This is a genomic window from Glutamicibacter endophyticus (assembly GCF_048457885.1).
Lineage (GTDB): Bacteria > Actinomycetota > Actinomycetes > Actinomycetales > Micrococcaceae > Glutamicibacter > Glutamicibacter endophyticus.
Window position 1 is genome coordinate 2,528,926 of record NZ_CP174200.1, and the last position, 23,667, is coordinate 2,552,592.

Sequence of the window (23,667 nt, forward strand, 5' to 3'; positions counted from 1 at the left end):
TCATAAACGAAGATGTCTTACGTAGCTTGGCGTCATTCTTCGTCCAAAACTTGAAGTGTGCGAACAGCTAGGGGTGGGGGTGATGATGAACGGACAGAGTAGCTCCGAGGTCCGCGGCCGTTATCAGCCCGAGCACCCCGTCGATCTGCTGAGCTCTTGGAGTATCTTTCGGCGCGGGCTGGGCGACCCGACGATCCGGCTTGAGCGCACGGAAGCGTGGCTGGCACTCGACACGCCGCTCGGTGACGCAACCCTTCACGTGACTCTTCCCGATCCGGGTGCCGGGGTGTGTTTCGTCGCGTATGGCCCCGGGGCTCGTTGGGCGGCCGATCAGGTTCCGCAACTGTTCGGGGCCGGCGATGACTGGTCGGCCTTTGACGATCCGGCATTCTTTAGCGGGCTACCGGAATTGGTGCAACGTAGCCGGAGTCTGCATCGAGCGTTGGTACTTCCGCGCACCTCACGGGTCTTTGTTCCGGCCGCGGGGGCGGTGTTGGAGCAACGGGTGACCGGTATCGAGGCGAACTACGCGTGGCGCTGGTTGATCCGGCATGCGGGGCGTCAGGCGCCGGGGCCCTGCCCGGCTTCGCTGCGCTTGTTCCCTACTCCGCGCGAGATCTTAGGGCTCAAACGCTGGGATTGGCAGGCGGCACGGGTCGATGCCTCGCGAGCCACCACCCTGCGGCATCTGGCCGAGGCGGCCAGCCGATTGGAATGGTGGGGTCCTGAAGAGTTGGAGACAAGCAAGCCTCAGGCGCGACCGCCCGGAACTTTAGAAGCGGCGCTACTGGCCGTGCCGGGCATTGGTCCGTGGACGGTGGCAGAGACCCTGCAACGTTCGCATGGGTCTGCCGACCACATCTCCGTCGGTGATTTTCATCTTGCTGATTTCGTCGGGCAGGTGCTCACCGGTCACCGTGTCGACGATGCGACGATGCTCTCGCTGCTGGAGCCTTACCGTGGACACCGCCAACGAGTTGTGCGGCTCTTGCAGCTGTCCGGGGTCCGCAAGCAAGCTTTTGGACCGCGTTATGCACCGCTGGACCACCGCAATCGATAGTCCTGCGGGCATCCTCGCTTAGGCTTCGGACTGTCCACTGGCCTCTTCGGCGATCTGTGCGTGAACTTCGGACATGTCGATGCCCTTTACCGCGGTAACCAGGTCCTCCAGCTGGGCGGCGTTCAGTGCGCCGGGCTGCGAGAAGACCAGAACCTTCTCACGGAAGGCCATCAGCGTGGGAATGGAGGTAATGTTTGCCGCGCGGGCTAGACCCTGCTCGGCCTCGGTATCTACCTTCGCAAAGATCACGTCGGTGAACTTCTCCGAGATCTGCTCATAGACCGGAGCGAACTGCTTGCATGGGCCACACCAGTCGGCCCAGAAATCGACGAGAACGATTTCGTTCTGATCAATCAGCTGCGCAAAGTCGGCTTCGGTTACATTTCGTGTTGCCATGCTTACACGGTAGCGGAATTTGGCGGAGAACTCCCATTGAGGCGTGCCTCACGCGCCACAGAAAACGTGCGGTTAACGAAAAATCTCCCAGATCCATGATCTGGGAGATTTTCACTCGGTGGCAGATGAGGGATTCGAACCCCCGTAGGCATTGCCAGCTGATTTACAGTCAGCCCCCTTTGGCCGCTCGGGTAATCTGCCGAGTTTGTTCTTGTCGGAACGAGAAATAACTCTACATGAGAATCCGGATGATGTGAAATCGAGGGGGCTATATTGGCTGTAACCCTGCTCACAGCCTGTAAGGGCATCGCTAAACCGGTAGGCTATGAAGCGAATTTGACCCATTTCCCGACGCCAAAGGAGCAACAACATGGCAAGTGATTCCACATTCGACGTGGTCAGCAAGGTCGACAGCCAGGAAGTGTCCAACGCCTTGAATCAGGCGCAGAAGGAGATCGCCCAGCGCTATGACTTCAAGGGCGTCGGGGCCGAGATCGATTTCTCGGGCGAGAAGATCCTGATGAAGGCCAGCTCGGAAGAGCGCGTCAAGGCAGTCTTGGATGTTTTCCAGTCCAAGCTGGTCAAGCGCAACATCTCGCTGAAGTCGTTGGATGCCGGCGAACCTTACGCTTCGGGTAAGGAGTACCGCATCGAGGCCAGCATCAAGGAGGGCATCGCCCAGGATGTAGCCAAGAAGATCAACAAGCTCATTCGTGACGAGGGCCCCAAGGGCGTGAAGTCCACCATCCAGGGCGATGAGCTCCGCGTCTCCTCCAAGTCCCGCGACGACCTTCAGGCAACGATCGCCTTGCTGAAGGACTTCGAAGAGGCCGACCTGCAGTTCGTGAACTTCCGCTAGAGTTTCGCAGCTACGCGCGTCAGCGACTTACAGGGGTCTATAGCCCGAACAGGGTCCGCAGACGGGTGAAGAGCCGTTGCCACCATTTTGGTGGCAACGGCTCTTACTTTTTATCCGTAGCGCTAGGGCTCCGTCTACGAAGCGCGGCGCTCTTTCGACGTACGCGCTTCGGTATGATCCGCCGCCTAACTATCAGCACTGCACATCATCGGAGACTGTGAAGCTTTCCCCAGTATCGGTTGCGGTAAGGGTTAGCGATTGGAGGCCCGAAAGGGCTTCCTTGTCGGCGGTGCCGAAACGCAGCAAGCTACAGACTTCCCGTGTCGCCACTGATCGCAGGGCCGGTGATGTGTAGTAGCTATCCAGCACGAACTCAACGGCTCCGTGCATATCGGACTTTACTTCGGTGATATTGAGCCAACGGTCAATACCTCCGGCATTCAGCGCGTAGAGATGCTGGCCGTATTTTCCACCGCTAATACCGGCATAGTAAGCAACGTGCGAATCTAGAGCCTGCTGAGCTTGGGCTTCAAGCTCGGCGGTAGCGCCAGAAACCTTCACATCATCGACGGTCCAGGGCCCCTCGTGCCCCGCGGTCTCCGAGGCCATCTTCGAATCGGTGGGGACAGCCGGTGCGGTTTGCGGAGCTGGTTCTACCTCCACAGCCGTGCATCCGGTTAGCGCTAGGCCTGCGGTGATCACCACAGCTGGGATTTTCCAAGCCTTCAATCTTCCTCCATCGGTATTTCTCGTGCTTCACGACCACGGACATTTGCTCGACAAGTCGCGCGAACCGCTGTAACCAGTGGCTCTATGGAACTATCCGCATCCGCGCACTTCACGCCGCTAAACGTGAACGTCGGCTAGAGCCTCGTGCTGATACACGAAAGGCACCGACTTGGCGGTCGGTGCCTTGCGTGTATTGAGCCACGGAATCGCGAGCAGTGAGCTCGTGATTACATGCCTGGCATTTCGATGAGCTCGTCTTCGGCCGGAGCCTCGATCGTCACATCTTCGCCCCACTTGGAGAAGTTGGCGGTCATCGGAGTATCTGCAACATTCATCACCATACGGCGCGGAAGGTCATCGGCATCGCCAACGTACATCTCGTAGGTCAGGGTGTCACCGAGCTGCTTGAGTGCTTCCGGCGGCAACTGCTCGCTCTGCCCCGAGGCTTCCATGGCCTTCTTGGTGTCGACGGTCAGCACGTACTTGGTGGTCTTCACACCGTCGATCTCTTCTCCGGCCTCGGCCTTGAAGTCCTTCAGTGCGCTCTTGAGCTGCTCGGCGCTGGCGGCCGGGTTCATCTGCGAGGTGATCTGGTCGAAGTTCATCTGCTCCTTCATCGAGTCAGGGAGCTTGGTGAACTTGTTCTGCGTGGCGTCGCCCATGTTCATGTAGAGCTCGTTGCCGATGAGAATCATGACTGCCTTCATATCCTGAATCGGCATCGTCATCTTCATCGCGACATCTTTGGGATCTTCGGCGATCTTGATGTCGGCGTCAATGTTCATGTCGGTGCCGGCAGCATTCATCTTCATGTTCATGTGAGCGGTACCGGCCTTGTACTGCGCGTCGGACATGCGCTGCACAAAGTTGTCGGCGGTCATCTGCTGGTTAGCGGGCTGCTGCTGCTCCTGCGATGCACCGGTCTCGCCAGTGGCACCGTTGTCGCCGCAACCGGCTAGGCCCAAGGAAGCGGCCAGAACGATCGAAGCGACTGCAGTGATTTTGCGTGATGATTTCATATCTACAAGCCTATGATTATTTCCCAGCCGAGGCAATGCGACCGACCGGGTACTTCTCCCCATCGCTGATCACCGAAGGGTGTAAAAATGGCGCCTACCCGATACTGGGCAGACGCCATCTGGCGTAGGCGTTACGGGCTTAGTACCCGCGGCCACCGGCCATTGCTTCCAGGCGAGCGATCCGCTGGTCCATTTGAGGGTGAGTGGAGAACATCTGCCGAAGCTTGGAACCAAAGGGGTTGGCAATCATCAGGTGAGAGCTGTTCACCACCCGCTGATCCTGCTTTAACGGTGAGGCACTGATGCCGGTTTCCAATCGACGTAGCGCACTGGCTAGCGCCAGCGGGTCATTGGTCAGGCGAGCACCGTCCTCGTCGGCGTCGAATTCGCGGGTGCGGCTCACGGCCATCTGAATCACCGAGGCGGCGATGGGTGCCAGCAGCGAGAGGGCGATCAACGCCAGCGGGTTCACGCCACGGTTGTCGTTGCTGGAGCTGCCACCACCGAAAAACAGCAAGAACTGGGCGATGGAGGTGATCACGCCGGCAATGGCTGCCGCCACCGAAGAGGTGAGAATGTCTCGGTTATACACGTGCATTAGTTCGTGGCCCAGAACGCCGCGCAGCTCACGCTCGTCAAGCAACTGCATGATGCCTTCCGTACAGCAAACGGCCGCGTTCTGCGGGTTGCGTCCGGTGGCGAACGCATTGGGTGACATCGTCGGTGACATGTAGAGCCGCGGCATCGGCTGCTGGGCGGTCATCGATAGTTCGCGAACGATCCGATACATCACCGGCTGGTCTGCCTCGGTCACCGGGTAGGCGTGCATGGAGCGCAGGGCAATCTTGTCACTGTTCCAGTAGCCGTAGGCGGTGGTGCCCAAACCGATCAACGCGAAGATAATGATGAAGCTACTGTTACGCGTGCTGGAGGCGATAATTGAGCCGATGACCAGCAAAATGGCAAACATGCCACCGAGCAGTACGGCGGTCTTCAACCCATTGTTATGTTGGTGCACGGTCAATTTAGGTACTCCCCATAGTTCGAACGGTTGCGCTACGTCCTATTAAACGCCGTGTTGACGATTATGGTTCCTCAACCACGCCTTGTTCGGTGCGGTGTGCGTCATAGGCGAGAAAGCCCGGTTGCCGGCGCATCAGCGCACTGGCGGCCAGGACACAGGCTAGTCCCCCGACGATTAGCACCCAGGGCTCACCGAGAACGGTTGCCGAGGCTCCGGCCAGCATGCCCCCGACATGCGGACCGCCAGCGACGACCACAATAAAGACTCCTTGGAGTCTGCCGCGCAGGTGATCTGGTGCAGCGGACTGCAAGATGGTGGTTCGGAAGATCGCCGAAACCGAATCAGCTGCCCCGGCGGCAAGCATGGCCAGCACCGCTAAGATCACCCATATCGGGGAAGCCACGGCCGCACCGCCATGCCCCAAGGCCAGCAGAACCACCAGCCCCAGCCCACTGATGCAGAGCCCCCACAAGCAGACACTGACGAATACCGCGATTCCGTGCCGCCGCAGATGGCTCAGGGATCCCGAAAACAGACCGACCAGCATGGCCCCACCGGCCGCCGCGGCAAGTAGCAGACCCACTGTGGTTTCTCCGCCTCCCAGTGCCAACGCAGCGATCGCTGGCAGTAGCACCCGCGGGGCGGCCAGAATCATGGCCGCCAAGTCGATCAGGAAGGTCATGCGGATATCGGGTTGGGTGGCCAGGAATTGAAACCCCTCGCGTACCGATCGCAGGCCACGCACCGTGGGTTTTTCGGCCATTGGCATGGGCGGTAGCCGATACACGGACTACACGGCGGCGGTGAAGGTCACCGCGTCGATGGTGTAGGTCCAACGGTAGCCATACTGGGCTACGAGTAGCCCTCCGAGCATGGGCCCCAGCATCATCGCGATTGAAAAGGTCATCATGTTCAGCGAGTTTGCTGCCGGCAGTAACCGGGTTCCCACCAGTTTGGGAATGATGGCTCCTCTGGTGGGTTGATTGATTCCCGCTGCTCCCGAATGGACCGCCATGAGCCCATATAGCCACCAGACGTTATCGACACCGATCCACGCCCCGATGGCTAGGGTTGCCGATACCGCCCACAAGACCAGAGCCGATCCGAGCGCGACTTTTCGTCGGTCGTGGGCATCGGCGATTGCTCCGCCATAGAGCCCAGCAATGATCAGCGGCACCAGTGTGAAAGCACCGAGTAGTCCCACGGAGAAGCTTGACGTGGTCAACGCGTAGACCTGAAGGCTGACGGTAATGACGGTCATCTGCGTACCGATAGCCGACAGCGAATTACCCAACCACAGGCGTCGGAATGCCGGAGAAAAGCGCAAGGGTTCGAGATCCACGAAAAGTTTGGCCACCTGCAAAGTCTAGCGAGGTGAACAACGTCATATAGGGACACTAATGAGGAATAATAAACTTCCCGTGTGGTTAGTACTTATATGGCTTCATCCGCACACTCCCCAACGTCGCAGCGTACCGTAGGAATTCTTCAGGGCGTCAGCGCCTATCTCATGTGGGGGTTGCTCCCTCTGTACTTTCTCACCCTTCCGCAGATCTCGGCCTTCGAGTTCGTTGGGGCGCGTGTTGTCTTCTCGCTGGTGCTCTGCGCGGTGCTCCTAGCCGCCACCAGCCAGTTAAAGGATTTCTTCGCGCTATTCCGGGATGGAGCAACCACGGGACGCTTGGCGATAGCCAGCGTGCTGATCGCCGCTAACTGGGTGCTCTATGCCGTCGCGGTGCTCACCGGCCATGTGCTGGAGGCCTCGTTGGGATACTTCATCAACCCCATCGTGGCGATGCTCTTAGGCGTGGTCATCCTCAAGGAGCGACTGACGAAGTTGCAATGGACGGCCCTTGGCTTCGCCGGGACCGCGGTGCTCGTGCTGACCGTGGCGCTGGGAAGCATCCCCTGGATTTCTCTCGGCTTGGCCTTTTCCTTTGGCTTCTACGGCCTCGTGAAGAACCAGGTCGGTCAGAAGGGCAGCGCGCTCGTGACGCTAAGCATGGAGACCCTCCTGCTCTCCCCCTTCGCCTTGGCCTTTATTCTCTACCTTGCCGCCCGCGGTGAGTCGGCGACGCTCGGAAGCTCGGCCGGCGGGTTCTGGCTGCTAGCCGCCAGCGGCGTGATTACGGCGGTGCCTCTATTGCTCTTCGGGGGCGCGGCGCGGCGGCTACCGCTGAGCACCGTGGGGTCCTTGCAGTTCTTGGCCCCGCTGTTGCAGTTCTTGTTGGGTTTGCTGGTCTTTGGCGAGCACATGCCGCCCGAACGTTGGGCTGGGTTCATTCTGGTGTGGATTGCTGTCGCACTGATCATGATCGATCTATTCCGTGCCCCACGAGTGGTGCGTGGAGCGGAACCGAAGAAACTCGTCTAAAAAATAAAATCGCTGGCCACGCACGAAAGGTGCGTGGCCAGCGATTTATCGTAGCCTAGGCCGCCCAATCAGGGGAAGGCGACTTAGGCATGCTTGCGGATGGCTGCCTCGAGCACATCAAAGGCTTCGCCGAGCAGCTCGTCACCGATGACCAGTGGCGGCAGCAGGCGCACTACGTTGCCGTAGGTGCCGCAGGTGAGGATCAGCACGCCCTGTGCCAGGCACTCGTCGGCGATCTTCTTGGTCAGCGCGGCATCAGGCTCGATGCCGCCGGCCTTGACGAACTCCAGTGCGATCATTGCGCCACGTCCGCGCACGTCGCCGAGGGCTGGCACGTCCTTCTGCAGAGCGGTGAAGCGCTCGAAGAACTGGGCCTCGATCTCGCGGGCACGCCCGGCCAGGTCCTGCTCTTCCATGAACTTGATGCTCTCCAAGGCTGCGGCCACGGCCACCGGGTTACCACCGTAGGTGCCACCCAGTCCGCCGCCGTGCACGGAGTCCAGCAGTTCGGCGCGGCCCACCACACCGGACAGCGGCATGCCGCCGGCAATACCCTTAGCCACGGTGACCAGGTCCGGTTCGATCCCCTCGATGTCGGAGGCGAACCAAGCGCCGGAGCGGGCGAAGCCTGCCTGCACCTCGTCGGAGATGAACACGATGCCGTTTTCCTTGGCCCACTCGGCCACGCGCGGCAGGAAGCCTTCGGCCGGAACGATGAAGCCGCCCTCGCCCTGAATTGGCTCGATGATGATCGCGGCGATCTGGTCGCCACCGATCTGCTTCTCCATGGCGAGGATGGCGCGCTCAGCAGCTTCCTTACCCGAGATGTTCGGGTTCTCTTCGCGGAATGGGTAGCTCATCGGCATGCGGTAGATCTCCGGTGCCAGCGGACCGAAGCCACGCTTGTACGGAGCGGCCTTCGCGGTCAAACCCATGGTGAGGTTGGTGCGGCCGTGGTAGGCGTGGTCGAAGGCCACAACGGCCTGGCGGCCGGTGGCGATACGCGCAACCTTGATGGCGTTCTCAACGGCTTCGGCGCCGGAGTTGAACAGGACGGCCTTCTTCTCGAAGTCACCTGGGGTGATGGCCACGAGCTTCTCGGCCAGCTCCACGTAGTTCTCGTACGGGGCCACCATGAAGCAGGTGTGGGTGAAACGCTGGGCCTGCTCGGCCACGGCCTTGGCCACGGCCTGGTTGGAAGCACCAACGGTGGTCACGGCGATGCCGGAGCCGAGGTCGATCAGCTGGTTGCCGTCGACATCGACGATGATGCCGCCGTCAACGTCTGCGGCGTACACCGGCAGGGTCGAGGCCACGCCAGCGGCTACCGCCTTGGTCCGGCGTTCGGCCAGAGCCTGCGACTTTGGGCCGGGGAATGGGCCGTTGAGCTTGCGCTTCTGCTCGATGCGGTAGGTAACGTCCACCGTAACTTCCTTTCATAAACACTGGCTGTCCGGTACCGGACAAGCTTGTAAACCTACCAAGAAGAATAGGAGCGTGAGGGGCCGCGCTCCACGGAATGATGCACAGTGCATCCCGGAAGTTACCGTGCAGTTGCACGAAAAGCGCCGACCCCTTGTCGCGGACGTGATCCACGGCAAAGAGTCGGCGTCTTTGTGACCGAGCGAGCGAGCCTAGGTTGCGTTATCGGCGAGGTACTCCTCGTCTTCTTCGGGCTCGGGGTGACGGGAGAGGTTGAGCATGGACAGGGCCAGTCCTCCCCAAATGGTCAGCATCGCGATGATCATGAAGACAATAGCCAAAGCAGTCATGGCTAGTACTCCTTTCCGGAGGTTTCGGGGACTTCATCCCGTTCGACCGCCTTTTGGTAGCCCTCGAACTCCGGGTCCGCGACCTTCGAACTGCGGCTCCACGGAATCAGCGAAAGCAATAGGGCGCCGACGATCAGCAACCCGGCCATTCCCCAACCGAAGATGCCGTTGAACCAGGCTGGGTAATCCGAGTACTGCGCAGACAGCTTGGTCTGAATTTCGTTGATGAGCATGTAGCCCAGGGCCGCCGGGGCAATGCCGCCGACCAGGACCTTCCAACCGGTGCCCAACTTCACGGAGCTGAAGCGGTTCATGTGCTTGGCCAGCTTCGGCAATGCGCCGAGGCCAGCGCCTACCACGATCACGGAAACCAGTGCCGCGGCCAGAATGCCGAACTGGTTCACGAAGGCATCCATCGTGTCCAGCAGATACAGGCCGGTAGTGGTTGGGAAGAGCACCAGCGAGATGAGTGCCACCGGAATCGTGACCACCAGAGTGGCCGCCTTGCGGTTCCAACCCAGCTTGTCTTGGAATGCCGCCACGATCACCTCGAGGATCGAGATCAGCGAGGTCAAGCCCGCGAAGACCAAGGAACCGAAGAACAGCACACCGATCAACGAGCCAAGCGGCGCGTTGGAGACGATGGTTGGGAAGGCAATGAAGGCCAGTCCAATACCACCCGAGGCTACGTCGCCCACGGCCGCGTTGGTGTTGTGGGCCATGAAGCCCAAGGCCGCGAACACGCCGATACCGGCGAGCAACTCGAAGCTGGAGTTGGCGAAGGCCACGGTGTAGCCGGCGCCGGTCAGGTCGCTCTTGCGCTTCATGTACGAGGAGTAGGTGATCATAATGCCGAAGGCCACGGACAGCGAGAAGAAAATGTGTCCGAAGGCGGCTGCCCACACACCGGGATTCAGCAAGGCCTCGAAGTTCGGAGTGAAGAACGCGTTCAGGCCCTCGGCCGCGCCGGGGAGGAACACCGACTGGATGACCAAGATCAAGAACATCACAATCAGCAGCGGCATGAAGACCGCGTTGGCGCGGGCAATACCCTTGTTCACGCCGGCGACCATGATGATCACCGTGATCAGCCAGACGGCCAACATCGGCACGAAAATATTCGGGACGTAGTCGAAGGACACCCCGGCGCCATCGGCAACCTTCAGGAAGTCGCCCTGGAAGAAAGCACCGGCGCCGTCGGCATTGTTATCCCATGCCTTATTGATGGAGAACCAACAGTACATGGCCGCCCACGCGATAATTGCGGCGTAGTAGATGGCGATGATGAAGCAGATCAGCACCTGCCACCAGCCGATCATTTCGGCCTTGCGGTTCAGGCGACGATAAGCCAGTGGGGCCGAACCGCGGTAGCGGTGGCCGATGGCGTAGTCGAGGAATAGCAGTGGGATACCGGCACACAAAATCGCCACCAGATAGGGGATCAAGAATGCGCCGCCGCCGTTCTCATACGCGACGTAGGGGAAACGCCAGATGTTTCCCAAGCCAACCGCGGAACCTACGGCCGAAAGAATGAAGAGCTTACGCGAGGAAAAAGTCTCGCGCTTCTTCGGGGCCGCCGAACCGCCCTTAAGTGACGATGGAGTGCTCATAGGTCTAAGCTAGCCCAGATGTCCACGTAGTGGGCGGAAAATCGGAAAAAATGTTCAAGATGTGGACACGAGGGCAGGGCGAAAGAGCGGCAAGACGCCCTAGAATTGCCTTATGGCAATCACCTTACGCGCCCTGTTGGCACAAGGCGAGCTAAATTTGCGCGCACTAAATGCCCATGCCAGCGCGGACGACATACCCATCACTTGGAGTGCCGTCACCGAATTGCTCGATCCTTCCAAGTTCCTGACAGGACGCGAGATCGTTCTGACCACCGGGGTGCGCCAAAAGACCACGGCGAGCCAGCGTGAATTCGTGCGCACCTTGGCGGCCAATGACGTGGTGGCCCTTGGCTTCGGCACGGGGCTGGGCCATAAGAATGTGCCGCAGACGATCATGCAGACCGCCGCGGAAGTGGGGCTCGCGGTATTTGAGGTCCCCTACCAGACGCCCTTTGCGGCCATTACCCGGTTGATTGCCGAGGCGCATAACGCCGATCACCTGCAACGACTCGAACGCCTGCTGCGTTCACACCAGCGGCTGACGCAAACCCTGCTGTCCTCCAACCTCGACTCCATGCTGAGCACACTCTCACGCATGCTCAACACCGACGTGGCCCTGAGCCTGTACGGTGAATTTATCCACGGCACCGTCGAGGACTCGCGGCAATGGCATTCGCTCCCCATTGCTACCGGAGTCCGCGACCGCTGCACGTTATATCTCGCCGAACCGTATGAGCGCGACGGCCTAGTCGAGTATGCCCAGTCGCTGATCGGGCTCGAACTAGCCAATAAGGCGGCCCTGCGTGTCTCGCAACGGCACGCCCACGGTCAGGTCTTAGCCGACCTGGCGGCAGGTTCGCTCTCCGGCTCGGATGCAGTGGCGAGGTTCGCGGCCCTAGGACTGAACCCACAGCGCGAACATGTGGTCGTGCTGGTCCAGGCCAGCAAGGATGCCGAACGGTTACACAATCTCCCGCTACCCCCGGAATTCGAATCCGAAGTGTCGGCAATTGTCGAAGACCGGCTGGCCGTTATCCTCTCCAACCACGGCGACCCGCAAGCCATTGAACGACTGGATCACTACCTCGAGGGTGCAGGTATCAAAGCCACCGTCGGTTACGGCGGCCGATACCCCAACACCACCGGCATCCGTTGGAGCTACTTTGAGGCACTCGAAGCCCTACGTCACGGCGATCGAGTAAACCTGCCCACAAAACTCTCCCTGACCTCATTACTGCTCGCGGCGCGCGACGTCCCCCTGCAGGATCTGGCGCAGGAGGCCCTAGGTCCGTTGCTGGAATTCGACGCGGCCCACGAGTCCGATCTCATGGAGACCCTGCGTGAATACCTGAACCGTGACGGGTCCGTAGGTGCCGTGGCCGAGGCGCTGGGATTACACCGCAATACGGTGCGCTACCGCATGCAGCAGATCGCCGAGCTCTCTGGTTATGACCCGAACGCCACCGCCGATCGAGTGCAGTTGTGGATCGCGCTGAGCGCACTTGAGCTGGGCTAAATCTAGATAGGATTGGAACATGGCTGACATGTTTCTTGAGAAGTTCCGTTCGCTCGTTCCGAAGTACCTAGAGGACCAGTGGCAGGAAGCCGACGGCCTGAGCCGTCAGGAACTTCGCGATGCCCTCGCCGAGCATGACTTCGAGATCCCAATGGTTCTCGAAGAGTTTTATTTGGCGCTGGGCAATAACGAAGACTTCATGGAGGCGTACCACTACTTCTTCGATCCCGAAGAGCTTGAAATCGAAGACGACTACCTGCTGTTCCTCGAAGACGAGGAAGAGAAGTTCGTATGGGGCTTCAAGACCAACCAGTTGGAAGTGCCCGACCCGATCGTGTACCGCCGAAACAATGCTCGCGGTTCATGGACAAGCGAAGAGGGTACCTTCAGCGAATTCGTCTTTGACATGTTCAGCTGGGTTTTCGAGGAGCTGAGCAGGGAGCTTGAGCACTAATGCTCTACCGCTCTCACGCACCGGAAAATTACCAGTGTCCGTTCTGCGAACTGGTCAATCACCGTGAATTCAGTGAGGGCAACTACTGCGCACCCACCGATTTGATCTTTCAGACCGAACTTGTCGCCGCCATCATGGCGTGCGACGGGTTCGGTCCTTACGGCGGGCATGTGATGATCATTCCCAACGCCCACCTCGAGGCCCTCTATGACCTAGACGAGGAAACTGGCTCCGCCATAATGCGCGAGACCCGGCGTGTGGCGTTGGCGATGAAAATTGCGTGGAGTCCAGAGGGCACCAGCACCCGGCAACACAATGAGCCTTCGGGCAACCAGCATGTCTGGCACTACCATCAACACCTATTTCCGCGTTACGCAGACGACAACCTCTATGGTCATCTGCGGCACCGGGTACCGGTTGAAAAACGAGCCCGCAAGGCCGCCGAGCTTCGTGCGGCTCTAAGCAGCCCCCTGCACCCCGATCCCCTACCCAGCTCGTATTGCCCGTCGTAGACTCGGGCCATGACGAAGGTTGGGCATCGGAGCATCGGGCAGGGCCTTCTGGCACTACTGCTGGTCGCCAGCATGGTTGGTTGCACGGAGCAACGCCACTTATATTCGATGATTCCCGAGCTCAATGAGCCAGCGGCAAGCGAACGTCCGCCGGTGCCTCAAGTGGCCGACCCGGCCACCGGGGAACTCGTGTCCACCGACGACGCCCGGCTCCTCGTGCGCAACGAACACGCCAATTTCTGGGTCATTCCCATCACCCGAGGCACGAGTGTGTGCGGAGTCTTGGAACTCCACGGCGGGGAGAGCCGCACAACGTCTTGCGTTGACACCGAAACATTCGCCACGCTCGGCTTACGCGCAGCAGTCACCATAAGCGAGGGAACGAAACGTTCGCATGCAGCGGTGCTTCTTGTTCCCGAAGGATATACCGCCACCGAAACCGAGTTACCGGACCACATTCAGGTGCTCCGGCCTCACCTGCTATTTAGCGCGGACGAGCAGAGCGCCAATAGCATGGTGACCTTCGAGACGCCGCGGCGTCTGGGGCAGCAGTCCGAATCTCTCGAGCTACGTTTCCGCTAACCGCAGCGTCTACATCGCTTAGGCCTCGCGGGTCACCACGGCGTCTGCGAAAGCCGTCAATGCGGCCTTGATAGTGCCTTCCGGGAGGGGCTCGAGCACGGCGATCGCCTCATCGGCCCAGCGACGGGCCACCAGCCACGCATCCTTAATGGCTTGGTGAGCGCGCAAAGCCTCGACGGCCTCGGCCAGTGCTTCATCGGTGCTCAAATCCGAGTCGACGAGCTCAACGATTTGCGCCGCATGGGCATCGCCGGCGGCGGCAGCCTTACGCAGCAAGAGGACCGGCAGGGTCGGCACACCCTCGCGAAGATCGGTACCCGGGGTCTTTCCGGAGCTCGCGGTGGTGGAGGCAATGTCGATCACATCGTCGGCGACCTGGAAGGCAACTCCAACCTTCTCGCCATATTCGCGCAGCACCGGCACTAGTTCCGGGATCTTGCCGAACTGGGCACCGAAGGCTCCTGAGGTGGCCAACAAGGAGGCGGTCTTGTCGCTGATGACCTGAATGTGGTGATCGATCGGATCATCGGATTCCCGCGGGCCGATGGATTCATGCAGCTGCCCAAGACAGAGGCGCTCGAAGGTGCGGGCCTGCCAGCTTACGGCTTCGGGGCCGAGTTCGGCGCCGAACACCGAGGCACGGGCGAAGATCAGGTCGCCGGCCAGAATGGCCACAGAGTTGCCCCACACCTCGTGGGCGGTAGGGGCCCCGCGACGCATGGGAGCGGAGTCCATCACATCATCGTGGTACAGGGTCGCCAGATGGGTCAGTTCCACCACTGCGGCGGCCTTGATGACCTCGTCGTTGATTCCTTCACCCAGCAGTGCCGTGAGCAAGACCAGTAGCGGGCGCACGCGTTTGCCACCGGCCTCGACCAGATGTCGGCTCGTGGCGTCAATCAGCGGATCCGAGTTGGCGATCGCGTCGCGTAATAGCTTCTCGACGCGCGCCATTCCGGTGGAGATGGCAGGGCCAAACTCCGGGTCCTCGGCGATCAGCGCAAAGCCCGAGGGAAGATTGATGGCGGCCGCTAGGGCCGAGGTTTCGGGATTCAGCTCAATCGAGTCGGACACGTCGTGCCCGGCTGCGGTCCAGTTGCTCTTCGAATCAGTCACAGTTCTACGACTTACTTATCTTTCATCGGGTGGTCATCGCGGAAAGACGAAGACTTTCGGGGAGCCGTTGAGCCCTCCAAACTTCCAACACTCTATCCGATGGGCAACCCCTACCCCGCAACAAGCCATTAATACTCGCCTTGGACTGTGGGTTTATGTCCTCTGGTCTCGAGTTTACCGGTAAGCAGGGCGCTGTGCGCGTGAGCTAGCTCGTGGTGGCGCGTGATCGCAACCACCGCACCGAATATATCCGCACACCGCGCGGTAGGCTTAGCCCTATCATGTCTGCCGAATTACCCCTAGACCATGCCTATGCACCACAGCCAGCGGTGCCAGAGTTAACCAGCCTCACCTTCGCCTTGGCGCCGACCCAACTTGCGGCCCTCGGTGACTTTTTTGCTCACGAGGCGAAAATCTGGACCCGTCAAGGGCACGGGCTCGTGGGATTCGGCGAGGCGGCAAGTATTCGCACCCGAGGGGAACACCGGTTTACTCAGGCGCGTGAATGGTTCGCGCAGATTCGGGCGGCGGCCACGATTCTCGACCCCATTCAACGCCCCGGTAGCGCCCTGGTGTGCTTCGGTGCGTTCTCCTTCTCCTTCACCAGTAGCTACGAGTCGCGGCTCGTCATTCCGCAGGTGGTCATCGGCCAAGATAGTGCCGGGGCCTGGATTACCGTCAACTCCCCAGCTGAGGACACCTCCGGCCTCGACGTCCGGGCAGCACTTGACCTAGCTCACCGGCTCAAGGACGAAGCGTCAATGCCTAGCGCGCGGGGCTCGATTCGTTTAAGTAGCGGTCAGCTCACCGCTGGCTCCTATGTTCAGGCCGTAGGTCAGGCGCTGGGTATGTTCGATGAGTACGGTATTTCGAAGCTGGTGCTGGCCCGAGATATTCTGGCGCAGAGTACCGAACGGATTGACTTGGCCCATGTGGTGGCCAAGCTGACCGAGGGCTACGGCAAATGCTGGACGTACTTGGTAGACGGCTTGGTCGGGGCAACTCCGGAAATGCTGGTGCGTGTCACCAACGGAGTGGCCGAGGCCCGTGTATTAGCCGGCACCCTTGACCGCGCCACCGCCCCCTCGCACGATCCTCAATATCCATCCCGGATGCTCTTGGATGATCCGAAGCAGCGCACCGAGCATGAGTTGGCAATCGACTCGCTCACCGAGGCCTTGGCGCCGATCTCCCACGGCATGAATGCCCCGCGCGAGCCCTTCATTTTGGAGTTACCTAACGTCTGGCATTTGGCCAGCGATGTCAGCGCGCAACTCAAGCCAAACGCCGATGGGAAGATGCCCACGGCGCTGGACCTTGTTGAAATTTTCCATCCGACCGCGGCAGTGTGCGGCACGCCGACCAAGGCAGCGGGAGTCTTGCTCCGCAAACTCGAGGGCATGGACCGCGGCCCCTATGCCGGACCGGTGGGCTGGCTAGACGGGCGCGGCGACGGCGAATTTGGTATTGCGCTCCGCGGCGGTGTGCTGGAGGCCGAAAAGGAAATGCGGCTCTACGCTGGGTGCGGCATCGTTCCCGGTTCCGTACCGGAGGCCGAGCTTGCCGAGTCGTGGGCGAAGATGCGGCCCATGCGGCAGGCGCTGGAGGCGGATTAGCCGCGAGATCCCGCATAAGGCTAAGTTATGCTTATGCTTAGCGCCTCAAGAGTGATGTAGGTCTCTCTCTAGTGTGAGCGTGGTTATGATTATTCGTACGCAATGATCCACTCGCATTACCGAAAGTAGGTCTTGATCTTATGCGTATCACTAAGCGCCTCACCTCAGCACTGGCCATCACCGCCGTTGCAGCCCTGTCCCTCTCCGCCTGCGGCGGCAGCCCTTCCTCCGAATCTGAAGGAGAGAAGTTCCCGCTAAAGTCCGAAGGTAGACTCACCGTCTGCTCCGACATCCCCTACGAGCCCTTCGAGTTCACCAAGGACGGCAAGATCGTTGGCCTGGACATTGACCTAGCAAACGAAATTGCCAAGGATCTAGACCTCGAAGCCAGCATCGTCGATTCCTCCTTCGACGCCATCGAGTCCGGCCTGTTCAGCACCAACTGCGATCTGGCCATGTCCTCGCTCTCGATCACCGAGGAACGCAAGGGCAACATGGATTTCTCCAACCCTTACCTCGACGATGACCTGATGCTCATCGCTCGTAAGGGTTCGGACATCACCGACCTCGAGTCGGCCAAGGGCAAGCGCGTCGCCGTCCAGCAGGCGACCACCGGTGAGTCCTACGGTCAGGACAACGGCATGGAAACTGTCGCCTACGACGACAGTGGCCTGCAGCTCCAGGCGCTTATCAGCGGTCAGATCGACGCAGCGCTCGGCAACCAGTCCGTCATGGGGTACGCCATCAAGGACATCGACGACATTGAGATCGTCGATGAATTCTCCACGGGTGAGCAGCTAGGCATTGCTGCGGCCAAGGGCAACACGGAACTCATCGAGAAGGTCAACTCCACGTTGAGCCGTCTCGAAGAGTCCGGAGACCTGGCCAAGATCACCGAGAAGTGGCTAGGCACCAAGTAGCACACTGATACACCGTTGGTCCGAGGCCGCTAGCGAAGGTTACGACCTCGGACCAACGCTATTTGGAAGGCTTTCCTCACATGGCTATGACCGCACGTGAACGTGCCCGCGTAAGCAAAATTGCGCAGATCGCGATCTTCATCATCGTTGTCGCGATCCTTCTGATCTCGATGAATTGGCCGAAGGTCCTTACTTCGTTCTTCGCCTTCGACAAGATCGGGCCGATGTTCCCGGACCTGCTGATCGTGGGTTTGAAGAACACGATTTTCTATACGGCGATCTCATTCGCCTTCGGGTTGACGCTGGGTCTGATCCTCGCACTGATGAAGATGGCCTCGTTTGGCCCCTACCGCTGGTTTGCCACCGGATACATCGAATTCTTCCGCGGTGTTCCAGCCCTGTTGGTGCTGTTGGCCCTAGGCTATGGCCTGCCCTCGGCCTTCCCGGAGGCCAAATGGCCGTACGCCGTGATTGTCATGGTGTCGTTGGGTCTGGTTGCCGCCGCCTACATCGCTGAAACCCTACGCGCAGGTCTTCAGGCCGTGCCGAAGGGCCAGACCGAAGCTGCCCGCTCCTTGGGTATGCCGGCTTGGCGAGCCATGGTCACGATCGTGATCCCGCAGGCTTTCCGCATCGTCTTGCCGCCACTGACCAACGAAATCATCCTGCTGACCAAGGACACCTCGCTGGCCTTCATTCTTGGAAGTGTCGCGGGACAGTACGAATTGACGAAGTTCGGCCGCGACGGCATTACCTCGCTGGGTGCCGGTATTACTCCGCTGGTCGTTGCCGGTGCCGTATATCTGGTGATTACCGTTCCGCTGAGCCTGCTGACCCGCCGCATGGAGTCCAAGACCGGGCGCGGAAAGCGATAGGAGAAAACTACAATGAACGCTGCACCCACCAGTGAATTTAAGGCAGCTGGAGTTGAGATCTCCGGACTGCAGAAGTCGTACGGCCCCGTTCAGGTGCTCAAGGGCATTGACCTGAACGTCAAGCCGGGCGAAGTTGTCTGCCTCATTGGCCCTTCGGGCTCGGGCAAGTCCACGCTCCTGCGCTGCGTGAACCTGTTGGAACAGCCCAACGGGGGCACCATCAATGTCGGCGGTTTCGAGGCCACCGATCCGGATGTTGACATCGATAAGATGCGACGCAAAGTCGGAATGGTCTTCCAGCAGTTCAACCTGTTCCCGCACTTAACGGTGCTGGAGAACTGCACCGTGGCCCAGCTAAAGGTGCTCAAGCGTAAGAAGAGCGACGCAGATGCCAAGGCACTGGAGAATTTGGAGAAGGTTGGCTTGGGGCATCTCGCCACGCGCTACCCATCGGAACTCTCCGGCGGTCAGCAACAGCGTGTCGCCATCGCTCGAGCACTGTCCATGGATCCATCGCTGATGCTCTTCGACGAGCCGACCAGCGCCCTGGATCCGGAAACCGTTGGTGACGTTCTGTCTATTATGCGAAACCTCGCCAAGGACGGAATGACCATGCTCGTGGTAACGCACGAGATGGCCTTCGCCCGCGATGTCGCCGACCGGGTGTTCTTCATGGACGGCGGTGTGGTGGTCGAGTCCGGCCCTGCCGCTGAAGTCATCGGTAACCCGCAGCAGCCGCGTACGAAGGACTTCCTCTCACGCGTGCTCGATCCGACCCATGTCGATATAGGCAACGACTAGGTTCCGCGACATTTAATGGCCACCGCCCAATTTGGGCGGTGGCCATTTGCGTGTTTGGTGCTATGTGCCCGAGGGGGAAACCTGAATGACCGTCGGGCGTGGACCATAGAATTGTCCTGGTTCCGCCGCGTCAGGTGCTGCGACGAAGTCCGGGAACAGGGATTGCGGTTCATCCCAGGTGCCGCCCTCCCCCGGGTGCTGGACATTCACGAACACCGAGTTGTCACGATCGTGAATAAGCGGGCCGCAAGTTTCCGCACCGGGAGGGACCGCAAGGAATTGCTCAACGCGACCGCGCTCGGGCCCCTCGAGTGTCACTTTGTGCAGTGCATCCGAGTAGCCAATCGTTTTGGCGGCCCCGTCGGTCGAAATCCATAGGTTTCCAGCAGAATCGAAGGCAAGGTTGTCCGGGCAGGAGATGGGAGAAACTTTCTCCACCGGGTATCCCGAGAAGTAGGCGCTCGCGTTGACCGAAGGGTCACCGGCTACAAGTAGGATCGTCCACGTGAAGCGCTGGGCGGTGGCATCATCGCCGTTCTCCGTCAACTCCAGCACATGCCCATCACGATTGTTGTTGCGTGGGTTCGCCTCATTGGCCGAGGCAAGTTGCCCGGGCCCACGGTCAGAATTATTGGTTAAGGCCACGTAGACCTTGCCGGTGTGTGGGTTAGGTTCAACATCTTCGGGCCGGTCCATCTTGGTTCCCCCGGCCTTATCGGCGGCAATTCGCGTGTAGACCAGTACTTCCTCCACGCTCATGCCAGAAACCATCGATTCTCCGCCTAAGACCAGCGGTAACCATTCGCCGGTGCCGTCGAAAGCCCCGTCCTGCGGCAGTTGGCCACTGCCATCTATTTCGCTGGCTGGCGAATTGCCGTTGAACCGGGCGACAAAAAGGTCTCCTTCGGAAAGCAAACTCAAGTTGTGGGCGCGGTCGTTTTTCTTGTACTTCTCTTTGGAAACGAACTTATACAGATATTCGAACTTCGAGTCATCCCCCATGTAGGCCACCGCCCGCCCGTCCGGAGCAATCCGCACGTTGGCACCCTCATGTTTAATTCGTCCGAGGCTACTATGCTTCACGGGAGTCGAGTTGGGATCTTGTGGGTCAATCTCAACGATCCAACCGAAACGGTTCGCCTCATTCTCGTATCCGGGATGGTTCAGCCCGAACCGTTGCTCGGTCAGCTCCCAACCTCGGGTGGTTTCCCCGGGGTAGATGCCATAGCGGGCCTCTTCCTCCGTGCCGCGGCCCTCAAAGTATTGATTGAAATTCTCTTCACCGGTTAACACCGTGCCCCACGGTGTCGTCCCACCAGAACAGTTATTCAAGGTTCCCAGAACGCTTCGACCCTGCGGGTCGTCCACGGTTTTCACGAGGTCGTGACCGGCCACCGGGCCGTCGATGGTGAATTCGGTGTGCATATGTAGCCGCCGGTTTCGTGCCCCGTCGACCATGTAGGTCCACTTCGTTGATTTCTTGGAACGCCGGACCTCGACAATGGAGAAGCTATGCGCCGCCATGGCCACGCGACGTGCTTCATCCTTGTTCTGCTCAAACCATGCCGGGCTGAACATCATTTCCTCGTTGGTGTATTCGTGGTTTGAGACCAGGACACCGCTTTTGCCTGCGGCATTGTCGGCCATGATGTTCAAATAGTCGCAGTTGTAACCAAATTGTCGCTGCTGAGCCGAGGCCGATTGATTCAGCGGATCGAAAACCGGCGCATCGGAGAACAACGGGTCGCCCCAACGAATGATGGGCTCCCAGCTGTAGCCGGTTGGCACGGTGACGGCATCTACCGTGCGGGGTACCGGGTCGATCGCCGAAAACTCGAGTCGGCCGCCGCCCCGCGGCGCTAAACCGTAGTCTGCGTGAGCGGAGGGAGTAGCCAAGCTGTCCGCTCCGATGACGATGGCCGCAGAGGCGACCGCGCCCGCGCCTAGCAGTTTGCGCCGTGATAACACCGCGTCGGCAATCTGCGGGAAGTACTCATTGGACGATGTGTTCTCGGTAGGTAGCGCGCACGCGTCTCCACACTTGTAGTGGCAAGTTGCTGCCGACCGATTTCCACGGGTATGTCCTGCCATCGGCAAGAGTTTTCGGATGATGCTCATTGGGGTTGGTCCTCAGGGGTCTCAGGATATTCAGCAAAGAATCAACGCAGCTGCTCCCCGAAGGCCACGGAAGGTTGTCCCTGGTGCTTCGGGTAGCAGATAAGTTACCGGCACACCGGGAGACCGTAAATGAATGAGGAATAAATTAATACGCTCAAGCCAATTGTGAACCCACTGAGTAAGCTGCCATTCACAAGCGATTCGAACAAGTGCTAATGTGTGCGATTCACTATTCGGCCCGGGGCGATCTCAGTCCCCGGAAGCAAGTGTCTCCGCTAGCTCAGCTCAGAGACCGCTTGCGCCAGCGATGCGGTGCGCTCACGTAGCTGGGACCGATCACCGTGCACTTCGATGACTCGAAGGCCGCAAGGCACTGTCTGTAGTACTTCGCTGAGCTCTTCGCGCGAGGTGATCGCTACATAGTCCCAGCCATATGCCCCCGCCAACGCGCGGAGGTCGGCCGCATGCGGTGTGGCGAACAGTCGTTCAACCCACGAGCCGTAGCGTCCGCTGTACTGCACGGCACCGTGCTCAAGGGTGGAGAAGATGGCTCCTCCGGCATCGTTGAACACGACGACATCGAGGTCCGGCCGGGCTTCCTCCGGGTTCCAAGCTAGAGCTCCGGCATCGTGCAAGAAGGTAATGTCGCCCATCACGGCGCGGGTGGGCTCCCCTGAAGCTAGTGCCAGACCCAGTGCCGTGGAGACGGTTCCATCGATGCCAGCCAACCCGCGATTGGCGAAGACCGGCCCCTGCGTGACCTCATGTGGCATGGCGGAAAGGTCTAGGTCTCGAATGACCATGGACGAACCGATGAGTAAGGGCCCGTGCTGGGTGCGCCAGAGTTCCTCGGCGAGCGCCCAGCCGCTGATCCCCGGTTCGTTGTCGATCGCGGCCCGGAGCCTGACGGCTTGGCTATCGAGTCCCTGCCAGTGTTCCAACCAGCCCTGCGGGGCACGTCCGGCAAACCGAACAAGCTCCTCGGCCTCGGCGATGACCCGTTGTGCGCGGCGCCCCGGCTCGTACCAGGCAACAGGGTGGGGCTGCCAGATGACGCTAGGGATATCCGTGCGGGCCAGTAAGGCGTTGACCGGTCGGCTCAGCGTCGGGCGCCCGAAGAGAACCACACGTTCAATGTCCTTCTCCATAACGGAAAGCAACAGACGGTAGGCGGCAATAGCGTTGGGGCCGCTCCGTGCGTTGGAGGAAGGTTCGGCCAGCAGCGGTAAACCCAGTGCTTGGGCGAAGCTTTGGGCTTCGGGTCCGGCCTGATGTCCGGCGAGTACGACCGTGCGTCGCTCGGCCAGTTGCTCCGGCAACGTCCAATGCAGTGTGTCTGCTGGTTCTTTGGGTGCCACAGGTAACTGGTTGGGAGTGTCGCTTTCCCGTTTGAGCTCGGCCGTGGCTTCGGGGACCAGCGGGTCGCGAAACTCTACGTTTAATTGCACGGGACCGGGTGCCTGCGCGCTGTCTCCGTCTAGCGCGGCCAGTGCCGCTTGGACCTGCACGCTAGGGTCGGTTCCGGCCTCGATGTTCAGGCTGGCCCGGGCATGATCTCCGAAGAGTCCGCGTTGTCTTGTGGTTTGGCTGGCCCCGGTACCGTGTAGCTCTCCGGGACGATCGGCGCTGAGCACTAGGAGCTTGGTGGCGGCGTGATTTGCCTCCATCACGGCCGGTAGCAGTTGCCCCACCGCCGAGCCGCTGGTGACAATGACGGCCACGGGGCAGTCGGAACCTTGGGATAGACCCAGCGCCAAAAAGCCTGCCGAGCGTTCATCAAGACGCACGTGCACCCGCAGCCGTTCCGTTGCGGCGTATTCTGCGATGGCATAAGCCAATGGGGCGCTGCGCGACCCGGGGCTAAGCACCACATCTCGAATACCAGCGGTGATCAGTATCCCCAGTAGCCGACGTGCCGTTTCGATGGCAGGGATCGGTGTGGTGCCGGGGTTGCTCACGTCTCTGGCCTTGCCTCTTCTTCAAGTGATGCTGACGAGCACCAGTTTAGTCCGCCTCGACCACGTACCCTCGCTCGATGCTTGCCGTGGACGACGCACAGATGAAGGATGGTGGCATGTCTTACACGCCAATGTTTCTGATCATGCCCTTTCTCATGTACGCGCTCGGCGCCGTCATTCTTTATTATGTGATCTCTTTCGCGGTCACCAGCGGTATTCGGCGCTACCACCGGCAAGAGCAGGCGCGCGGCAACGGTGGTAGCTCAGATCCCAAGGTCTATTAATGAACGTCGGGCGCCGCCATGCTTCCGTGAATTCTGGAGCGTGTCGGCGCCCGGCGCACTGTGCAGTGGAGG

The 23,667-nt window shown here is 60.1% G+C and carries 22 protein-coding genes, 1 tRNA gene and 1 pseudogene; 12 read left to right on the top strand and 12 right to left on the bottom strand.

The annotated features are described in order from the left end of the window. Positions 1-82 precede the first annotated feature (82 nt). On the top strand, positions 83-1,060 hold the full coding sequence (locus ACJD00_RS11790; RefSeq protein ID WP_418907140.1) for a DNA-3-methyladenine glycosylase family protein: 978 nt from the start codon (positions 83-85) through the stop codon (positions 1,058-1,060). Between the two features lie 18 nt (positions 1,061-1,078). On the opposite strand, the gene trxA is transcribed toward ACJD00_RS11790, so the two are convergent. Continuing rightward, positions 1,079-1,456, bottom strand: a complete 378-nt coding sequence (trxA, locus tag ACJD00_RS11795) for a thioredoxin (protein WP_309406135.1) — start codon at positions 1,454-1,456, stop codon at positions 1,079-1,081. A 119-nt stretch (positions 1,457-1,575) separates the two neighbouring features. After that, a tRNA-Tyr gene (locus ACJD00_RS11800) sits at positions 1,576-1,657 on the bottom strand. Between the two features lie 169 nt (positions 1,658-1,826). On the opposite strand from ACJD00_RS11800, the gene ACJD00_RS11805 reads away from it, so the two are divergent. Next, positions 1,827-2,315: a YajQ family cyclic di-GMP-binding protein gene (locus ACJD00_RS11805; protein WP_309406133.1), complete on the top strand. Its 489-nt coding sequence runs from the start codon at positions 1,827-1,829 to the stop codon at positions 2,313-2,315. Positions 2,316-2,507: 192 nt separating this feature from the next. Here ACJD00_RS11805 and ACJD00_RS11810 read toward each other — a convergent pair whose 3' ends face one another. From ACJD00_RS11810 to ACJD00_RS11825, 4 genes and pseudogenes are all read right to left on the bottom strand, one after another. After that, positions 2,508-3,020, bottom strand: a complete 513-nt coding sequence (locus ACJD00_RS11810) for a hypothetical protein (protein ID WP_418907141.1) — start codon at positions 3,018-3,020, stop codon at positions 2,508-2,510. A 251-nt stretch (positions 3,021-3,271) separates the two neighbouring features. Next, complete coding sequence (locus ACJD00_RS11815; RefSeq protein ID WP_418907142.1) at positions 3,272-4,063, bottom strand: DUF6612 family protein; 792 nt, start codon at positions 4,061-4,063, stop codon at positions 3,272-3,274. Positions 4,064-4,202: 139 nt separating this feature from the next. Then, complete coding sequence (htpX, locus tag ACJD00_RS11820; protein ID WP_418909333.1) at positions 4,203-5,081, bottom strand: zinc metalloprotease HtpX; 879 nt, start codon at positions 5,079-5,081, stop codon at positions 4,203-4,205. Positions 5,082-5,148: 67 nt separating this feature from the next. Then, positions 5,149-6,444 (bottom strand): annotated as a pseudogene (locus tag ACJD00_RS11825) (MFS transporter). Positions 6,445-6,525: 81 nt separating this feature from the next. Between ACJD00_RS11825 and rarD the strand changes: the two are divergent. Beyond that, entirely contained in the window at positions 6,526-7,461 is a 936-nt protein-coding gene (rarD, locus tag ACJD00_RS11830) for an EamA family transporter RarD (protein WP_418907143.1), read from the top strand. Positions 7,462-7,544: 83 nt separating this feature from the next. On the opposite strand, the gene gabT is transcribed toward rarD, so the two are convergent. The 3 genes from gabT to ACJD00_RS11845 form a co-directional block, all read right to left on the bottom strand. Beyond that, positions 7,545-8,885 (bottom strand): 4-aminobutyrate--2-oxoglutarate transaminase, encoded by a 1,341-nt coding sequence (gene gabT, locus ACJD00_RS11835; protein ID WP_418907144.1) that lies wholly within the window; start codon positions 8,883-8,885, stop codon positions 7,545-7,547. A gap of 210 nt (positions 8,886-9,095) precedes the next feature. Then, entirely contained in the window at positions 9,096-9,233 is a 138-nt protein-coding gene (locus ACJD00_RS11840) for a methionine/alanine import family NSS transporter small subunit (RefSeq protein WP_309406124.1), read from the bottom strand. Between the two features lie 2 nt (positions 9,234-9,235). After that, a complete protein-coding gene (locus ACJD00_RS11845; RefSeq protein WP_418907145.1) occupies positions 9,236-10,843 on the bottom strand; it encodes a sodium-dependent transporter in 1,608 nt (535 codons plus the stop codon). Between the two features lie 112 nt (positions 10,844-10,955). On the opposite strand from ACJD00_RS11845, the gene ACJD00_RS11850 reads away from it, so the two are divergent. From ACJD00_RS11850 to ACJD00_RS11865, 4 genes are read left to right on the top strand one after another with little or no spacing between them, the layout of a single operon-like run. Then, entirely contained in the window at positions 10,956-12,359 is a 1,404-nt protein-coding gene (locus ACJD00_RS11850) for a PucR family transcriptional regulator (RefSeq protein ID WP_418907146.1), read from the top strand. A gap of 19 nt (positions 12,360-12,378) precedes the next feature. Beyond that, the gene (locus ACJD00_RS11855) at positions 12,379-12,813 is read left to right on the top strand and encodes a hypothetical protein (RefSeq protein ID WP_418907147.1); all 435 of its coding nucleotides are present in this window, start codon (positions 12,379-12,381) and stop codon (positions 12,811-12,813) included. After that, positions 12,813-13,325: an HIT family protein gene (locus ACJD00_RS11860; protein WP_418907149.1), complete on the top strand. Its 513-nt coding sequence runs from the start codon at positions 12,813-12,815 to the stop codon at positions 13,323-13,325. Before ACJD00_RS11855 ends, ACJD00_RS11860 begins: the two co-directional genes overlap by 1 nt. A 9-nt stretch (positions 13,326-13,334) precedes the next feature. Then, the gene (locus tag ACJD00_RS11865; protein WP_418907151.1) at positions 13,335-13,907 is read left to right on the top strand and encodes a hypothetical protein; all 573 of its coding nucleotides are present in this window, start codon (positions 13,335-13,337) and stop codon (positions 13,905-13,907) included. Between the two features lie 18 nt (positions 13,908-13,925). Here the strand turns inward: ACJD00_RS11865 and ACJD00_RS11870 are convergent, their stop codons facing one another. Next, the gene (locus tag ACJD00_RS11870; RefSeq protein ID WP_418907152.1) at positions 13,926-15,023 is read right to left on the bottom strand and encodes a polyprenyl synthetase family protein; all 1,098 of its coding nucleotides are present in this window, start codon (positions 15,021-15,023) and stop codon (positions 13,926-13,928) included. 281 nt (positions 15,024-15,304) lie between these two features. Here ACJD00_RS11870 and ACJD00_RS11875 point away from each other — a divergent pair, with 281 nt between their 5' ends. The 4 genes from ACJD00_RS11875 (at position 15,305) to ACJD00_RS11890 (ending at position 19,235) form a co-directional block, all read left to right on the top strand. Next, entirely contained in the window at positions 15,305-16,639 is a 1,335-nt protein-coding gene (locus ACJD00_RS11875; RefSeq protein WP_418907153.1) for an isochorismate synthase, read from the top strand. Between the two features lie 140 nt (positions 16,640-16,779). Next, complete coding sequence (locus ACJD00_RS11880; RefSeq protein ID WP_418907154.1) at positions 16,780-17,559, top strand: ABC transporter substrate-binding protein; 780 nt, start codon at positions 16,780-16,782, stop codon at positions 17,557-17,559. 80 nt (positions 17,560-17,639) lie between these two features. Continuing rightward, positions 17,640-18,434 carry an amino acid ABC transporter permease gene (locus ACJD00_RS11885; RefSeq protein WP_418907155.1) on the top strand — a complete coding sequence of 265 codons (795 nt, stop codon included), beginning with the start codon at positions 17,640-17,642 and terminating at the stop codon, positions 18,432-18,434. A 12-nt stretch (positions 18,435-18,446) separates the two neighbouring features. Beyond that, the gene (locus ACJD00_RS11890; protein WP_418907156.1) at positions 18,447-19,235 is read left to right on the top strand and encodes an amino acid ABC transporter ATP-binding protein; all 789 of its coding nucleotides are present in this window, start codon (positions 18,447-18,449) and stop codon (positions 19,233-19,235) included. Positions 19,236-19,295: 60 nt separating this feature from the next. Here ACJD00_RS11890 and ACJD00_RS11895 read toward each other — a convergent pair whose 3' ends face one another. After that, positions 19,296-21,353, bottom strand: a complete 2,058-nt coding sequence (locus ACJD00_RS11895; protein WP_418907158.1) for a PhoX family protein — start codon at positions 21,351-21,353, stop codon at positions 19,296-19,298. 275 nt (positions 21,354-21,628) lie between these two features. Next, positions 21,629-23,311 carry a 2-succinyl-5-enolpyruvyl-6-hydroxy-3-cyclohexene-1-carboxylic-acid synthase gene (gene menD, locus ACJD00_RS11900; RefSeq protein ID WP_418907159.1) on the bottom strand — a complete coding sequence of 561 codons (1,683 nt, stop codon included), beginning with the start codon at positions 23,309-23,311 and terminating at the stop codon, positions 21,629-21,631. 77 nt (positions 23,312-23,388) lie between these two features. Here menD and ACJD00_RS11905 point away from each other — a divergent pair, with 77 nt between their 5' ends. Next, positions 23,389-23,595, top strand: coding sequence for a hypothetical protein (locus ACJD00_RS11905; protein WP_418907160.1), 207 nt, complete (start codon positions 23,389-23,391; stop codon positions 23,593-23,595). Positions 23,596-23,667 lie beyond the last annotated feature (72 nt).

Bases quoted from the DNA above. Each gene is read 5' to 3' on its own strand.
- ACJD00_RS11790 (WP_418907140.1), top strand. From the start codon at position 83: ATGATGAACGGACAGAGTAGCTCCGAGGTCCGCGGCCGTTATCAGCCC.
- trxA (WP_309406135.1), bottom strand. From the start codon at position 1,456: ATGGCAACACGAAATGTAACCGAAGCCGACTTTGCGCAGCTGATTGAT.
- ACJD00_RS11805 (WP_309406133.1), top strand. From the start codon at position 1,827: ATGGCAAGTGATTCCACATTCGACGTGGTCAGCAAGGTCGACAGCCAG.
- ACJD00_RS11815 (WP_418907142.1), bottom strand. From the start codon at position 4,063: ATGAAATCATCACGCAAAATCACTGCAGTCGCTTCGATCGTTCTGGCC.
- rarD (WP_418907143.1), top strand. From the start codon at position 6,526: ATGGCTTCATCCGCACACTCCCCAACGTCGCAGCGTACCGTAGGAATT.
- ACJD00_RS11840 (WP_309406124.1), bottom strand. From the start codon at position 9,233: ATGACTGCTTTGGCTATTGTCTTCATGATCATCGCGATGCTGACCATT.
- ACJD00_RS11845 (WP_418907145.1), bottom strand. From the start codon at position 10,843: ATGAGCACTCCATCGTCACTTAAGGGCGGTTCGGCGGCCCCGAAGAAG.
- ACJD00_RS11850 (WP_418907146.1), top strand. From the start codon at position 10,956: ATGGCAATCACCTTACGCGCCCTGTTGGCACAAGGCGAGCTAAATTTG.
- ACJD00_RS11855 (WP_418907147.1), top strand. From the start codon at position 12,379: ATGGCTGACATGTTTCTTGAGAAGTTCCGTTCGCTCGTTCCGAAGTAC.
- ACJD00_RS11860 (WP_418907149.1), top strand. From the start codon at position 12,813: ATGCTCTACCGCTCTCACGCACCGGAAAATTACCAGTGTCCGTTCTGC.
- ACJD00_RS11865 (WP_418907151.1), top strand. From the start codon at position 13,335: ATGACGAAGGTTGGGCATCGGAGCATCGGGCAGGGCCTTCTGGCACTA.
- ACJD00_RS11875 (WP_418907153.1), top strand. From the start codon at position 15,305: ATGTCTGCCGAATTACCCCTAGACCATGCCTATGCACCACAGCCAGCG.
- ACJD00_RS11880 (WP_418907154.1), top strand. From the start codon at position 16,780: ATGCGTATCACTAAGCGCCTCACCTCAGCACTGGCCATCACCGCCGTT.
- ACJD00_RS11885 (WP_418907155.1), top strand. From the start codon at position 17,640: ATGGCTATGACCGCACGTGAACGTGCCCGCGTAAGCAAAATTGCGCAG.
- ACJD00_RS11890 (WP_418907156.1), top strand. From the start codon at position 18,447: ATGAACGCTGCACCCACCAGTGAATTTAAGGCAGCTGGAGTTGAGATC.
- ACJD00_RS11895 (WP_418907158.1), bottom strand. From the start codon at position 21,353: ATGAGCATCATCCGAAAACTCTTGCCGATGGCAGGACATACCCGTGGA.
- ACJD00_RS11905 (WP_418907160.1), top strand. From the start codon at position 23,389: ATGCTTGCCGTGGACGACGCACAGATGAAGGATGGTGGCATGTCTTAC.